Raw genomic sequence first — 13328 nt, forward strand, 5'->3', positions numbered from 1 at the left:
AACTTGCCGTCGATGGAGAGCATCGAGTCGCAGCCGACTACGACGAAATCGGTCCCTGCGAGTTCGGTATCGGCGCCGAGGCGTTCGAGCACCGCGCGGTCCTTGGCTTGTGCCAATGCGACGACGACTTCCTCATCGCCGGTACCCGGCGGCAGCGCGACGGCGACCGCGTCCTCGTCCACGTCCGATACCCGGACGAGGGGATCGAGGCCGGCGGATTGCAGCACGTCCAGCCGCGCCGGCGATGCCGACGCCAGGACCAGCCGAATCAATCGCGAATGTGGCTGACGAACGGATACGAGTACGGCGAGAAGGGTGGCGTCCCGCGGTGCAGGAGCGTGGGGATGCCCCACGTCTCGACCGGGCGCGAGGACTGTACCGGCGCGGAGTCCGATGCCGCGGCAGCGGCGAGCACGGCCACCAGCGCGGCGACCTCGACGTCGTCCGGGTTGCCCTTCAGCACCTTGATCGTGGTGTTGTCCGCGGCAGCCTGTTGCGCTTCCGGAGCGGTTTCCGCACCGGCCGCGCCATCGACTGCGCCGGCCAGTTCGGTGAGCTCGGCGTCACTCAAGGTCGTTTCCTCTGCTACTGCCGTCACCTGGTCGGTCCTTTCGGTTCGCGGCCCATCTGATACTCGATCCTCTCGCGGCGCGCTCGGGACACAGGGTAGTGCCACCGAACGGGCCGCGAGACGGCCGCTAGATCAGAGTGGAATGTTGCCATGCTTCTTCGGGGGGAGCGTGACCATCTTGCGCTCGAGGAGACGCAGCGCCGAGACGATCTGTCCCCGGGTGTGCGACGGCGGGATGACCGCGTCGATGTAGCCACGCTCGGCAGCGACGTACGGGTTCACCAGGGTGTCCTCGTACTCGTTCTGCAGCTCCAGGCGCAGGGCATCGACGTCCTCGCCCTTCTTCGCGGCCTCGAGCAGGCGCTTGCGGTAGACGAAGCCGACGGCGCCGGAGGCACCCATGACGGCGATCTGGGCGGTCGGCCACGCCAGATTCACGTCCGCACCGAGGTGCTTGGAGCCCATCACGTCGTACGCGCCGCCGTAGGCCTTGCGCGTGATGACGGTGACCTTGGGGACGGTGGCCTCGCCGTACGCGTAGAGCAGCTTCGCGCCGCGGCGAATGATGCCGTTGTACTCCTGGCCGGTGCCCGGCAGGAAGCCCGGGACGTCGACCAGGGTGATGATCGGGATGTTGAACGCGTCGCAGGTCCGCACGAAACGGGCGGCCTTCTCGGAGGCGTCGATGTCGAGGCAGCCGGCGAACTGCGTGGGCTGGTTCGCCACGATGCCGACGCTGCGGCCGTCGATGCGACCGAAGCCGACGATGACGTTCATCGCGCGCTCGGCCTGCACCTCGAGGAACTCGTCGTCGTCGAGCAGGCGACGGATGACCTCGTGCATGTCGTACGGCTGGTTCGGCGAGTCGGGCACCAGCGTGTCGAGTTCGATGTCCTCGGGCGTGAGGGAATCCTCGATCGCGCCGGAGATCGGATCGCTGGCCGGGAAGCGGGGCGCCTCGCCGCGGTTGTTGCTCGGCAGGTAGCTCAGCAGCTCCTTGACGTAGTCGAGCGCGTCCTGCTCGCCGGAGGCGACGTAGTGCGCGACACCGGACTTCGTCATGTGCGTGTGCGCACCGCCGAGGTCCTCCATCGTGACGTCCTCACCGGTGACCGTCTTGATGACGTCCGGGCCGGTAACGAACATCTGGCTGGTCTGATCGACCATGACGACGAAGTCGGTCAGAGCGGGCGAGTACACGTGGCCACCAGCAGCGGGGCCCATGATCAGCGAGATCTGCGGGATGACGCCCGAGGCCTGGATGTTGCGCTGGAAGATCTCGCCGTACAGGCCGAGCGAGACGACACCCTCCTGGATGCGAGCGCCGGCACCCTCGTTGATGCCGATCAGCGGGCGGCCGGTCTTGATCGCGAGATCCATGACCTTGACGATCTTCTCGCCGTAGACCTCACCGAGGCTGCCACCGAAAACGGTGACGTCCTGGCTGAAGATGCAGACGTCGCGGCCGTCGATCGTGCCGTAGCCGGTGACGACGCCATCGCCGAGCGGGCGGGACTCGGCCAGGCCGAAGTTCACGCTGCGATGCTTGGCCAGCGCGTCCATCTCGACGAACGAGCCCTCGTCGAGGAGCGCCGTGATGCGCTCACGCGCGGTCAGCTTGCCCTTGGCATGCACCTTGTCGACGGCGGCCTCACCCATCGGGTGCTTGGCCTCTTCCATGCGATTGCGCAGGTCGGCGAGCTTTCCCGCGGTCGTGTGAATATCTGGCGCACTCGCCGAACCGGGCGAAGCCTGCTGCTGAACACTCGTCATGGCTCCTGATGTTAGCCAGGGTTCCCAATTCCACAGAAACGAGGACAGGCTACTGGCCAGTACAAACGTGGTTCGGGTCGTAGGGTTCGGATATGTACACCGACCTGAATCGGCCGCCGTTGAACGTCGCCGAGCTCCGTCATGGGATGGATTTCTATTCGTCGATCGAAGTCGTCGAGAAGACCGGATCCACCAATGCCGACCTGCTCGCGCGCGCCGACGACCCCGGTGCGGATCGGTCGGTTCTGATCGCCGAACACCAGGAACACGGCCGCGGCCGGCACTCGCGGATATGGGTCAGCCCGCCGCAGGCGCAGATCGCCGCGTCGGTGCTCTTCCGTATGCCCGGTGATATCGACTCGGCGAGCCTGGGCTGGTTGCCGCTATTGACCGGCATCGCGGTCGTGGACGCCCTGCGCTCGGTGGCCAAGGTCGACGCGGATCTCAAGTGGCCCAACGATGTACTGATCGGCGGCCGCAAAGTGGCCGGCATCCTCGCCGAAGTGGCTTGGCCTCGCTCGGAGTCGTCGGGCGCTGGTTCCACACCGGCGGTCGTGGTCGGCGTCGGACTGAACGTCTCGCTGCGCGAAGACGAACTGCCTGTGCCGGAAGCGATTTCGCTTACCCTTGCCGGCGCCGAGGTTACGGACCGCACCACGCTGGCCCGCGCACTGCTGCGTGCGCTCGCGCAACGCTGGACGAACTGGGAGGACAACGACTGGTCGCCCAGCGTTCTGGCTCCCGACTACCGCGCTCGGTGCGTCACGCTCGGCGCACGCGTGCGCGCCGATCTGCCCGGTGGCACTTCGATTGTCGGCACGGCGCGCGACGTCGATGACAACGGCCGACTGCTCATCGCGACCGACAGCGAAACTGTCGCTGTGACAGCCGGTGACGTGACGCATCTGCGGACCACCGAATAGCTGTACTGTCCTGCCATGGGCTACCCGGAGGACGCGCTCGCATCCGAGGAAGAACTGCTGCTGCACTGCCATCCACACTGGAAGATGTTGCTGCTGCCGGCGCTGACATTCGTTGTGCTGACAGCGATCGCGGGGTTCGCGATCGGTGCGGTGCAGAACAATCTCGACGGCGATGTGCGGTTCTGGTTGATCATCGCCATCCTGGTTATCTGGCTGGCACTCGTGCTGTGGCGCTGTGTGTCCGCGTTGGTGAGCTGGAAGTCGACGCATTTCATCGTCACCGACCGGCGGGTGCTGACTCGGCAGGGGATCATCACCCACTCCGGTATCGACATCCCGATGGGCCGGATCTCCAGCGTGCAGTTCCGCCACGGCCTGATCGACCGGATGGTTGGGGCCGGCACATTGATCATCGGATCGCCGTCCGAGGACGACCTCGAGTACGACGACATTCCGCGGGTCCAGAAGGTGCACGCGCTGCTCTATCACCAGGTGTTCGACGCGATGCAACTCGACGGTGACTATCGGGACCGACCCGGTCGTGATGATCGCGGCGATCGGGACCGGGACGATCGGCGGCGCTGACCCGCGCTCGATCCGTACGCTCTAGTTCGTGACGGCTGTACTGCTCGCGGAGGACGACGAGGCGATCGCGGCTCCGCTGTCGCGCGCACTCGGGCGTGAGGGCTACACGGTGACCGTGGAACAAACCGGCCCTGCCGCGCTCGGCCGGGCGCTGGCCGGCGGACACGACCTGTTGATTCTCGATCTCGGGCTGCCCGGGATGGATGGCCTGGAAGTGTGCCGGCAGGTCCGGGCGAACGGGCGTGACCTACCAGTTCTCATGCTCACCGCGCGGGCCGACGAGGTCGACTTCGTGGTTGGGCTCGATGCAGGCGCCGACGACTACGTCGGCAAGCCGTTCCGGCTCGCCGAACTGCTCGCGCGCGTGCGGGCGCTGCTGCGCCGCGCCGCGCCGACCGACGACACGGTGATCGAGGTCGGCGGAATTCGGCTCGAACCGGCCGCGCGCCGGGTACTTGTCGACGGCCGCGAGGTCGCGCTGGCGAACAAGGAGTACGAGCTGCTCAAGGTGCTGCTCGACCGGGCGGGGCAGGTCGTGGAGCGCGAGGCGATCCTGCGTGAGGTGTGGGGCGACGCGGACCTGCGCGGCTCCAAGACCCTGGACATGCACATGTCGTGGCTGCGCCGAAAGCTCGGCGACGACCGCGCCGGGCGCATCGCGACCGTGCGGGGCGTCGGCTTCCGCGTCAACGTCGACTAGCGCGGGCGGGCCGTGCGAAACCGCATCCTGATCTCGATTCTCGCGGTCGTCATCCTGACCACGATGCTGCTCGGCCTGCCGCTGATGTACACCGCGTGGCTGTGGGTCGAGGACATCACCCGCAACGACATGCAGGACCGGCTCGACCGGATGGCGAGCGTGATCATCGCCCAGGAGGGCGCCAACGGGATGGTCGAAGGCTCGCTCGACACCCGCGGCGTCGCGCCGCTGGTGCCCGACGGCGGCCACCTCGTCGTGGTCTACCCGACGCCGCCGGACCGGGTGGCTCGCCTCGACCTCGGCGCTGCCGAGGTGCCCGATCCGCTCGTCGAGTCGCTGTCCATGGGCACCTCCGGATCGCTTCGTCTCGAACAACCGCCCGACGAAATGCGCTCGCTGCAGCGCCGCGCCGTCGGTGCGGTGTCGCTCGTGGTGCTCGCAGCCGTGGCAGCGGGGACCGCGGTGGCGGTCGTGACCGCGAAGCGGCTCTCCGACCCGCTGCGTGATGTCGCCAACCGGGCTGCGCGGCTCGGCGAGGGCGATTTCCGGCCCGATCCGCGGCGGCACGGCATCGCCGAACTCGACCGGGTCTCCGACGTGCTCGATGCGGCGACGGTGGAGATCGCGAGCCGCCTGCAGCGAGAACACCTCCTCGCCGCCGACGTATCGCATCAGCTGCGCAGCCGGCTTACCGCCGTTCGGCTCCGGCTCGACGAGTTGGTCGAGCACCCGGACCCCGACGTAGTGGAGGAAGCCCAAGCGGCAATGGCCCAGGTGGACCGGCTGACCATGGCCATCGATGAGTTGGTGCGGGCCTCGCGAGCGGACGGCGCCAGCGAGGTCACCCCGATTTCGGTGCTCGACGAACTGCGCCCGGTGGTCGCCGAGTGGGAGCGGCCGTTCGCCGAGCGTGGCCGCCGACTGCTGCTCTACGGTGACGCTGGCCTCCGCTCGGCGGTCACCGGCTCGCGGCTACGTGAGGCGGTCGCGGTGCTGGTCGACAACGCGCTCGTGCACGGGGGTGGGACGTGTTCGGTGCGGGTCCGCGACACCAAGGTCGCCGGGCGCGCCCCGCGGATCTGCGTCGAGGTCGCCGACGAAGGCGCCGGGATCAGCGACGAACTGGCGCCGCATGTTTTCGACCGTGGGTTCTCCGGGGCCGGCTCTACCGGCGTGGGATTGGCGCTCGCGCGCGCGCTGGTTGAGGCGGACGGCGGGCGGCTCGAACTGCGGCAACGCAAACCGGCGTTGTTCGCGGTCTTCCTGTCGACGGCAGCCGCGGCGAACGTCGATGGGCAGCCAGTCGCTGAGGGCCAGCAGCAGGCGTGGGTGGAGGAGCCGCGCTGATCAGCTGTGCTTGAACTCTTCTTCGACCATCGCCTCGAGCTCTTCGATCTCGCGGTCGATCTCGTCGGGAAAGACCCACCGCCGGAAGGCCCAGAAGCGGAACGCCATCTGCAGTAGGTTGCCGATGACGTAGGCGGCAATGAAATCCGCGATATTTTCGACGGTCAGGCTGACGTCCGGAACGCGTAGGTGGAAGACGTAGCTGGAAATGTAGAGCGGAATGAAGCTCAGTACCACGCCGATTCCGCTGACGACGAAGAAGAGGAATGCTTCCTGCCTCCGCCTGCGCCCGCCCCGGTTCTTGAACGACCATTCCCGGTTGAGGACGTAGGACACCATCACCGCGATCACGCCGGAAATGACCTTCGCCGTCACCGGCCGCTCATCGAGGACAGTCAGCTTGAGCGTGTAGAAGATGCCAGAGTCGATCAGGAATGTGGTGCCGCCGACAATTGCGAACTTGATCAGTTCTTGATGCTTGATCAGCAGTTCTCGGAATAGGTGGGGAACATGCGCAACCACCCCGTCGACAAATGACACTTCATGAGTGTACGAAACGGAATGTTCAACGCCCTAACCGGAAACGTGCGCATCGACCGTGTTGTTGTGTGATGTATCGCTCGGTTGCCCAGGTGAACGTGCCCCGCAACCCGGCATGACACCATTGATACTCGTGACCGCAGGTTCTTCGCAGCCCCGTAGTGAGGCCCCGCCCGCTCCCGACCGCCCGTCGATCTCGGGCGCGCAGATGCCCACCGTGACGATGGTCGGCGGTGGCCAGCTCGCGCGCATGACGCATCAGGCGGCCGTCGCGCTCGGCCAGCGGCTGCGGGTGCTGGCTGAGAACCCCGCTGATCCTGCCGCGCAGGTCAGCCCGGATGTGGTGCTGGGCAGCCATACCGACCTGGACGCACTGCGCCGGGCCGCGAAGGGCGCGCACGCGCTGACCTTCGACCACGAGCACGTCCCGACCGAACATCTCGAGACCCTGGTCGCCGAGGGCGTCAATGTCGCCCCGCCTCCGCAGGCTCTGGTGTACGCGCAGGACAAGTTCGCGATGCGCCGCAAGCTGGCGGGGCTCGGCATCCCGGTGCCGGCGTTCGTCACAGTGTCCGCGCCGAGTGATGTCACCGACTTCGGCGACGAGCACGGCTGGCCAGTAGTGATCAAGGCGATACGCGGCGGCTACGACGGTCGCGGCGTCTGGATGCCGGAGGACGCGGAGACGGCCTCGCATATCGTCACCGAGCAGCTCGGCAAGGGTGTCTCGCTGCTCGTCGAGGCGAAGGTGGCGCTGCGCCGAGAGCTTTCGGCCATGGTCGCCCGGTCGCCGTTCGGACAGGGCGCGACGTGGCCGGTCGTGGAGACCGTGCAGCGGGACGGGCAGTGTGCTGTGGTGATCGCGCCCGCACCCGACCTGGACGTCGAACTCGCGACCGAGGCCGAGGGCCTGGCGCTGCGCCTCGCTGCCGAACTCGGTGTGGTCGGCGCGATGGCGGTGGAACTCTTCGAGGTCGATCCGGCCGCGGCTGTGCCGGGCAACGGCTTCAGCGGCCGGATTCTCGTCAACGAGCTCGCGATGCGCCCGCACAACTCCGGGCACTGGGGCATGGACGGCGCCCGGACCGGGCAGTTCGAGCAGCACCTGCGTGCCGTGCTCGATTACCCGCTCGGCGACACCTCGCCGCTCGCGCCAGTGACGGTGATGGCGAACATCCTCGGCGCGCCCGAAGCGCCCGCGATGACGATGGACGAGCGGCTGCACCACCTGTTCGCCCGAATGCCGGACGCGAAGGTGCATTTGTACGGCAAGGGTGAGCGCAAGGCGCGCAAGATTGGCCACGTCAACGTGCTCGGCGATTCCTACGGGTCGATCGACGACCCGAAGTACGTCGCCGCAGTGCGGCGGCGCGCGGAGCTTGCAGCGCACTGGATGTCGCATGGCGAGTGGGCGGACGGCTGGGATCCGCACGAGACGGAGGCAGGTAAGTGAGCGCAGAACAGGTTGGTCGCTCCGCAGGCGCCCAGGTCGGGCTCATCATGGGCAGCGACTCGGACTGGCCGACCATGCAGGCCGCCGCGGAGGCGCTCGCGGAGTTCGGTATTCGCTTCGAGGTGGGTGTCGTCTCCGCGCACCGGACCCCGCAGCGCATGCTCGATTACGCCAAGAACGCGGCCGACCGCGGCGTGCAGGTGATCATCGCCGGCGCCGGCGGAGCCGCGCATCTGCCCGGCATGGTTGCCTCCGCGACCCCGCTGCCGGTGATCGGCGTGCCGGTGCCGCTGAAGTACCTCGACGGCATGGACTCGCTGCTCTCGATCGTGCAGATGCCCGCCGGTGTCCCGGTGGCGACGGTGTCGATTGGCGGCGCCCGCAATGCCGGGCTGCTCGCCGCGCGGATCCTCGGCGCGCACGACACCGAACTGCGCAAGCGGATGGAGCAGTTCCAGGCGGGCCTGGAGACGATGGTGCTGGAGAAGGACGAGGCGCTGCGCAACCAGTTGCTCGGCGAGGGCTAGGCCGACACCGTGCCCGACGACGACGCCTTCCGGCTGCGGGTGGTGGCGAACGCGCTGCGGCTGTTCTCGGAGCAGGGCTACGAGGCCACCACGGTGGACGAGATCGCCGACGCGAGCGGGATGTCGCGGCGCACGTTCTTTCGCCAGTTTCGGTCCAAGGAAGACGTCGTCTTCGCCGACCACGAAATCCTGCTGGGCCAGGCCAGGGAGTTCCTCGCCGCGGGTCACGACGATCCGTGGTCGGCGGTGTGCGACACCGCGATGCTCGTGTTCGACCGGTTCTCGGGCTGGCACGACATCACGAAGGTTCGCTATGCGGTCGTGCGTGCCGTTCCGGCGCTGCGCGAGCGCGAGATCGTCATGGAGTTCCGGTATCAGCGGCTGTTCGTCGACTACCTGCGCACCGCGTTGCCCGATGAGCCGGATCTCGACCTCGTGCAGTTCGCGGCGGTCGTGACCGCGACGCACAACTACCTGCTGCGGCGCATGGTGCGAGACGCCGAAGCCATCACGGCGAACGATGTGCGCGACGCGCTCGCCGCACTGCGGCGCGGCTTCGCCGCCGCCCCGGATGGGGACCGTGACATCGTTGTCGCCGTGTTCCCGCGCGGTACCTCCGCGCGCCGGATCGCGGAGACCGTGCGACAGCAGCTCACCGATTCGGAGTGACACCAAGGTGGCACTCGATGCCACAGTTTGTGGCGTTGATCATCGGAAGATGCGCACATCCTGCGGTATAGTTGGCAATAATTGGCACTGAGTGCCGCACTCGCATCTGAATTCGCAGGAGCACTTACATGGTTGGGAACCCCGACTTCGACCTGTTCAAGCTGGCCGAGGAGCACGACGAACTCCGCGCCGCGATCCGCGCGCTCTGTGAGAAGGAAATCGCACCGCACGCCGCCGATGTGGACGAGAACGAGCGATTCCCGCAGGAGGCGCTCGACGCCCTGAATGCTTCCGGCTTCAACGCCGTGCACGTGCCCGAAGAGTACGAAGGACAGGGCGCCGACTCCGTCGCCACCTGCATCGTGATCGAAGAGGTTGCGCGTGTGTGCGGCTCCTCGTCGCTCATTCCTGCCGTGAACAAGCTCGGCACGATGGGCCTGATCCTGAGCGGCTCCGACGAGCTGAAGCAGCAGGTGCTGCCTTCGATCGCGTCCGGTGAGGCGATGGCCTCCTACGCGCTCTCCGAGCGCGAGGCCGGCTCCGACGCCGCGGGCATGCGCACTCGCGCGAAGGAAGACGGCGACGGCTGGCTGCTGAACGGCTCCAAGTGCTGGATCACCAACGGCGGCAAGTCGACCTGGTACACCGTCATGGCGGTGACCGATGCGGACATGGGCTCCAACGGGATCAGCGCCTTCATGGTGCACAAGGACGACCCGGGCTTCGTGGTCGGTCCGAAGGAGAAGAAGCTCGGCATCAAGGGTTCGCCCACCGCGGAGCTGTACTTCGAGAACTGCCGCATCCCGGGTGACCGGATCATCGGCGCGCCGGGCACCGGTTTCAAGACCGCGCTGCAGACTCTCGACCACACCCGCCCCACCATCGGTGCGCAGGCCGTCGGTATCGCGCAGGGCGCGCTGGATGCGGCCATCGCATACACCAAGGAGCGCAAGCAGTTCGGTAAGCCGATCTCCACGTTCCAGGGTGTCGAGTTCATGCTCGCCGATATGGCCATGAAGGTCGAGGCCGCCCGGCTGATGGTCTACACCGCCGCCGCCCGCGCCGAGCGTGGCGAGCACAACCTCGGCTTCATCTCCTCGGCGTCGAAGTGCTTCGCCTCCGATGTCGCGATGGAAGTCACCACCGACGCGGTGCAGCTCTTCGGCGGCGCCGGCTACACCCGCGACTTCCCGGTCGAGCGGATGATGCGCGACGCCAAGATCACCCAGATCTACGAGGGCACGAATCAGATTCAGCGCGTTGTCATGTCGCGCTCGCTGCTGCGCTGATCTGTACCTGACTGAACGTCAGCGCCCACTTTTCGCACCGCTGCGCGGGTTCCCGCCCGGCCGAGCGAAAAGTGGGCCTTTACGTTCAACGCCTCGCCGCCCGCCTCCGCCGAAGTACCGTGACGATCTCGGCCGCGACGCGGTCCGGATCTTTCAGCACATCGGCAGCCGCGTAGCGCAGCACCAGCCAGCCGCGTAGCTGCAAGTGATTCTGCCGACGTCGATCTGAGCGGAAAATGCCCGGCTCACTGTGGAATTCGCGGCCGTCGACTTCGACGATGACTCGCGTGAACTCGTCGAGAAAATCGACGGTATAGCCCTCGACACGCACATTCGCTTCCAGCCGGCAGTTCCGGGCGTTGAGGGAGCGGGCGAGTAGTCGCTCGGGCTCGGATGAAAAATTCAACGCGCGCAGTCGCGATTGCCTTCGCGCCTCCGGTGCGCCCCATCGATGCAAATTTCGCCTGCACGCCCTCGCGAACGCCGCGCCATTCCCGACCTCACTCAGGCACCGGTCGACCAATTTGTCGCGTTCGACGCCGTCGAGGACAGCGACGCAATCGAAGAGCGCTTGCTCCTCCGTCACCATCGGCAGGCGGGAATGCTTGACCAGATGGACGGGATCCAGCCGACGTCGATAAAGCCGGATCCAATCAGGTGTTCGCACACGCACTTCCGGCGGGACCGTTGCCTCGATGACGCCCGGAACCGCCATCCAGCCGTGCAACCATGCGGCGGTGCGATGACTCAGCACGGCGCGCGGTTGCCACACCGTCAACGCGTAGCACCGGGCCTGCGGAGTCGGTTCACGAATCGAATAGAGCTGTGGCAGTACCCGGTGATAGCGCCGCGAGATCGTTGGCGACGGCACTCCCGACGCGAGTAGTTCGTCGCGCGTGCGGATTCCGTAGTCGTGCATGCGTGCCAGATTCGCATCCGGCGAGGACGCAAGCCGTGTCCGAATGTCGCCCCTGTGGATGGATCGCTCACTGTGGATAGTGAACGTCAGCGCCCACTTTTCGCGCGTTCGCGTGGGATCCCGCGCGCTCCTTTGGAAAGTGGGTGGCGGCGCTCAGCGCTGAATGGTGACCTTTTCGGATTGCACACGCCTATCAACAAGCGCCGGATCAGAATTCGCGACCTGGACGAGCGACGCTCCCGCCGCAAGCACGGCGAGGAAACCGTCGATGATGCCCTCGGTCGTATTCCATTCGGAACTGGAGAGGATACGGTCGGTCGCCGTAAATCCCTGGGCTGCAGCAGATTCGCGGGCCAGCTCGGCAGTTTCAGACGCGGAGGTCGCGGAAAACGCGGGTCCGGTGCCGCGCGGGCGGAAGGCGTCGCCGTGCATGCGTACCGACGTCGCGTAATCGGTGAGGCCGACGGGCAGGCCTTTCACGGGCGCACCCATCGGGTCCAGCGAGAGCACGGCGATCTCCGGCAGCGTCTCCACCTCGTCGACGCGGTCCATCGTCACGAACGCCAGTTCTGCCTCATGATCGGGCTCGAGGACTACTTGGGTTCCGGCCCACCAGCAGCCGAGCAGGACCGCGGCGGTCTGCCAGTGCGCGGGAAGCAGCACCGCGACCTTGGCGCCGTGGTCGAGGCCGAACTCGTCGCACAGCAGGTTCGCCGTCTTGGCGGCCCAGTTGGCCAGTGTCGCCCCGGACAGCTCGATCCGCGCACCCGTTGCGTCGTCGTAGAACGTGATGCGTGGGGAGGCCGGGTCGCGGTCGAGGATCGGGCCGAGCAGTTGGTCGAACAAAGTCGGTTCTAGTTCACGCATTTCGGTCCGTTCTGGCCCGCGTTGATCGGCGGGGATACCTGTTGAGGTGCGTCGGGGGACGGCGGGGTGGTGGTTGGCGCGGGCGCGCTGAGCGAGCCCGGTCCGGTGTAGTCCCCGGCAAGTATCACCTTCACCGTTCCGTCCGAGACGCCCGAGTCCGCGCCGACCGGGAGTCCGCCGAGCGCTTTCGCAACGGCCTTCGCGCCGCTGTCCTTCGATGACGACGCGAGCACCTTGCTTTCGCTCACCGACGCGCCCTCGTTGTTGCCGACGTTGCCCTCGGTGTAGCCCTGCGCGCTCAGTGCGGATGCGACGCGGCTCGCAAGACCTTCCACACCACTGTCGTTGGCCACGTCGACGGTTATCGATTGCGTATTGATGCCGTCGTCGTCGGTCGTCTTGCCCGCGAGTCCGGCGACGAAGGTCTCCACTGCGTCGGGGTCGACCTTGACCACTGATTCGCCTTCCTCGGTTTCCGCGGCGAGGTCGAGCACCGGGATGGTTTCGAAGCGCACCTGACCGCCCGCGAGATCCTGGAGGTTCATCGCGAAATCGAGGATGTCCCAATCGGAATCGAGTACCACCGAACGGGTGATCGCGTCCGCGAGCTGGTTCAGCTTGGCCGGGTTGGACAGCGTCTTGGCACTGAGCACCTTGCTCACGAGCGACGCCATGAATACCTGCTGGCGCACGATGCGGTCGAGGTCGCCGCGCGGCAGGTCGTGCCGCTGCCGCACGAAGCTGAGCGCATTCGAACCGTCGACGGTCTGTTCACCGGCAGGAAAGTTTGCGCCCGAACGCCATTCGTCCACGGCGTCATTCAGGCACACGTCCACGCCGCCAACGGCATTGGTGAGCAGAACAAAACCGAGCAGCCCGACCTCCGCGTAGTGGTCTACGGTGACGCCCGTCAGGTCGGCGACCGCGCCGATCAATGCCTTGCGTCCGGCCTTGGTCGACTCCTCGTCGGCGTCCTGGTCGGACGAGCCCGACTCCACCATCTCGATGCGTTTGGTTTCCTTCGTGGCGCCGTACGCGGCATTGATCTTCGACATGCCGATTCCGGGCACATCGACATACGAGTCGCGGGGGATGGAGATCGCGGTCGCCGAGTGGCCGTCGTTGGGGACGCGGATCAGGACGATGGTGTCGGTATTCGACGCAA

General features: G+C 66.8%; 15 protein-coding genes. 8 read left to right on the plus strand and 7 right to left on the minus strand.

Features of this window, described 5'->3' with window-relative positions; all coding sequences use genetic code 11:
* The 3 genes from A8G08_RS16360 to A8G08_RS16370 all read right to left on the minus strand — a co-directional run.
* The coding region (locus A8G08_RS16360) for a Maf family protein (protein WP_187344477.1) at positions 1–272 on the minus strand (272 nt) is incomplete at its 3' end.
* Positions 269–598, minus strand: a complete 330-nt coding sequence (locus A8G08_RS16365) for an acyl-CoA carboxylase subunit epsilon (protein ID WP_068276230.1) — start codon at positions 596–598, stop codon at positions 269–271. The genes A8G08_RS16365 and A8G08_RS16360, both read right to left, overlap by 4 nt.
* A 105-nt stretch (positions 599–703) precedes the next feature.
* Positions 704–2344, minus strand: coding sequence for an acyl-CoA carboxylase subunit beta (locus tag A8G08_RS16370; RefSeq protein WP_068276233.1), 1641 nt, complete (start codon positions 2342–2344; stop codon positions 704–706).
* Positions 2345–2436: 92 nt separating this feature from the next.
* Between A8G08_RS16370 and A8G08_RS16375 the strand changes: the two genes are divergently transcribed.
* From A8G08_RS16375 to A8G08_RS16390, 4 genes are read left to right on the plus strand one after another with little or no spacing between them, the layout of a single operon-like run.
* Complete coding sequence (locus A8G08_RS16375) at positions 2437–3267, plus strand: biotin--[acetyl-CoA-carboxylase] ligase (protein ID WP_068276236.1); 831 nt, start codon at positions 2437–2439, stop codon at positions 3265–3267.
* A 15-nt stretch (positions 3268–3282) separates the two neighbouring features.
* Positions 3283–3852: a PH domain-containing protein gene (locus A8G08_RS16380; RefSeq protein WP_068276239.1), complete on the plus strand. Its 570-nt coding sequence runs from the start codon at positions 3283–3285 to the stop codon at positions 3850–3852.
* 28 nt (positions 3853–3880) lie between these two features.
* Positions 3881–4552, plus strand: a complete 672-nt coding sequence (locus A8G08_RS16385; RefSeq protein ID WP_068276242.1) for a response regulator transcription factor — start codon at positions 3881–3883, stop codon at positions 4550–4552.
* Between the two features lie 12 nt (positions 4553–4564).
* Positions 4565–5899: a sensor histidine kinase gene (locus A8G08_RS16390; protein WP_084436371.1), complete on the plus strand. Its 1335-nt coding sequence runs from the start codon at positions 4565–4567 to the stop codon at positions 5897–5899.
* Here the strand turns inward: A8G08_RS16390 and A8G08_RS16395 are convergent, their stop codons facing one another.
* Positions 5900–6439, minus strand: a complete 540-nt coding sequence (locus A8G08_RS16395) for a GtrA family protein (RefSeq protein WP_068276246.1) — start codon at positions 6437–6439, stop codon at positions 5900–5902. It abuts the gene before it with no gap.
* Positions 6440–6554: 115 nt separating this feature from the next.
* Between A8G08_RS16395 and A8G08_RS16400 the strand changes: the two genes are divergently transcribed.
* The 4 genes from A8G08_RS16400 (at position 6555) to A8G08_RS16415 (ending at position 10377) form a co-directional block, all read left to right on the plus strand.
* Complete coding sequence (locus A8G08_RS16400; protein ID WP_068276249.1) at positions 6555–7892, plus strand: 5-(carboxyamino)imidazole ribonucleotide synthase; 1338 nt, start codon at positions 6555–6557, stop codon at positions 7890–7892.
* Positions 7889–8419 carry a 5-(carboxyamino)imidazole ribonucleotide mutase gene (purE, locus tag A8G08_RS16405; protein WP_281182159.1) on the plus strand — a complete coding sequence of 177 codons (531 nt, stop codon included), beginning with the start codon at positions 7889–7891 and terminating at the stop codon, positions 8417–8419. The genes A8G08_RS16400 and purE overlap by 4 nt, the downstream gene beginning before the upstream one ends.
* A 9-nt stretch (positions 8420–8428) precedes the next feature.
* Complete coding sequence (locus A8G08_RS16410) at positions 8429–9088, plus strand: TetR family transcriptional regulator (RefSeq protein ID WP_068276252.1); 660 nt, start codon at positions 8429–8431, stop codon at positions 9086–9088.
* A gap of 128 nt (positions 9089–9216) precedes the next feature.
* Positions 9217–10377, plus strand: coding sequence for an acyl-CoA dehydrogenase (locus tag A8G08_RS16415; RefSeq protein ID WP_068276255.1), 1161 nt, complete (start codon positions 9217–9219; stop codon positions 10375–10377).
* A gap of 85 nt (positions 10378–10462) precedes the next feature.
* Here the strand turns inward: A8G08_RS16415 and A8G08_RS16420 are convergent, their stop codons facing one another.
* The 3 genes from A8G08_RS16420 to A8G08_RS16430 form a co-directional block, all read right to left on the minus strand.
* The gene (locus A8G08_RS16420) at positions 10463–11296 is read right to left on the minus strand and encodes an endonuclease domain-containing protein (RefSeq protein WP_068276257.1); all 834 of its coding nucleotides are present in this window, start codon (positions 11294–11296) and stop codon (positions 10463–10465) included.
* A 153-nt stretch (positions 11297–11449) separates the two neighbouring features.
* Positions 11450–12163 (minus strand): TIGR03089 family protein, encoded by a 714-nt coding sequence (locus A8G08_RS16425; protein WP_068276260.1) that lies wholly within the window; start codon positions 12161–12163, stop codon positions 11450–11452.
* On the minus strand, positions 12151–13328 hold a 1178-nt coding region (locus A8G08_RS16430), incomplete at its 5' end, for an LCP family protein (RefSeq protein ID WP_068276263.1). The genes A8G08_RS16430 and A8G08_RS16425, both read right to left, overlap by 13 nt.

The sequence above is a fragment of the Aldersonia kunmingensis genome (genome assembly GCF_001646865.1).
GTDB classification, from domain to species: domain Bacteria; phylum Actinomycetota; class Actinomycetes; order Mycobacteriales; family Mycobacteriaceae; genus Aldersonia; species Aldersonia kunmingensis.

Bases quoted from the DNA above. Each gene is read 5' to 3' on its own strand.
- A8G08_RS16370 (WP_068276233.1), bottom strand. From the start codon at position 2,344: ATGACGAGTGTTCAGCAGCAGGCTTCGCCCGGTTCGGCGAGTGCGCCA.
- A8G08_RS16375 (WP_068276236.1), top strand. From the start codon at position 2,437: ATGTACACCGACCTGAATCGGCCGCCGTTGAACGTCGCCGAGCTCCGT.
- A8G08_RS16380 (WP_068276239.1), top strand. From the start codon at position 3,283: ATGGGCTACCCGGAGGACGCGCTCGCATCCGAGGAAGAACTGCTGCTG.
- A8G08_RS16400 (WP_068276249.1), top strand. From the start codon at position 6,555: ATGACACCATTGATACTCGTGACCGCAGGTTCTTCGCAGCCCCGTAGT.
- A8G08_RS16415 (WP_068276255.1), top strand. From the start codon at position 9,217: ATGGTTGGGAACCCCGACTTCGACCTGTTCAAGCTGGCCGAGGAGCAC.
- A8G08_RS16420 (WP_068276257.1), bottom strand. From the start codon at position 11,296: ATGCACGACTACGGAATCCGCACGCGCGACGAACTACTCGCGTCGGGA.
- A8G08_RS16425 (WP_068276260.1), bottom strand. From the start codon at position 12,163: ATGCGTGAACTAGAACCGACTTTGTTCGACCAACTGCTCGGCCCGATC.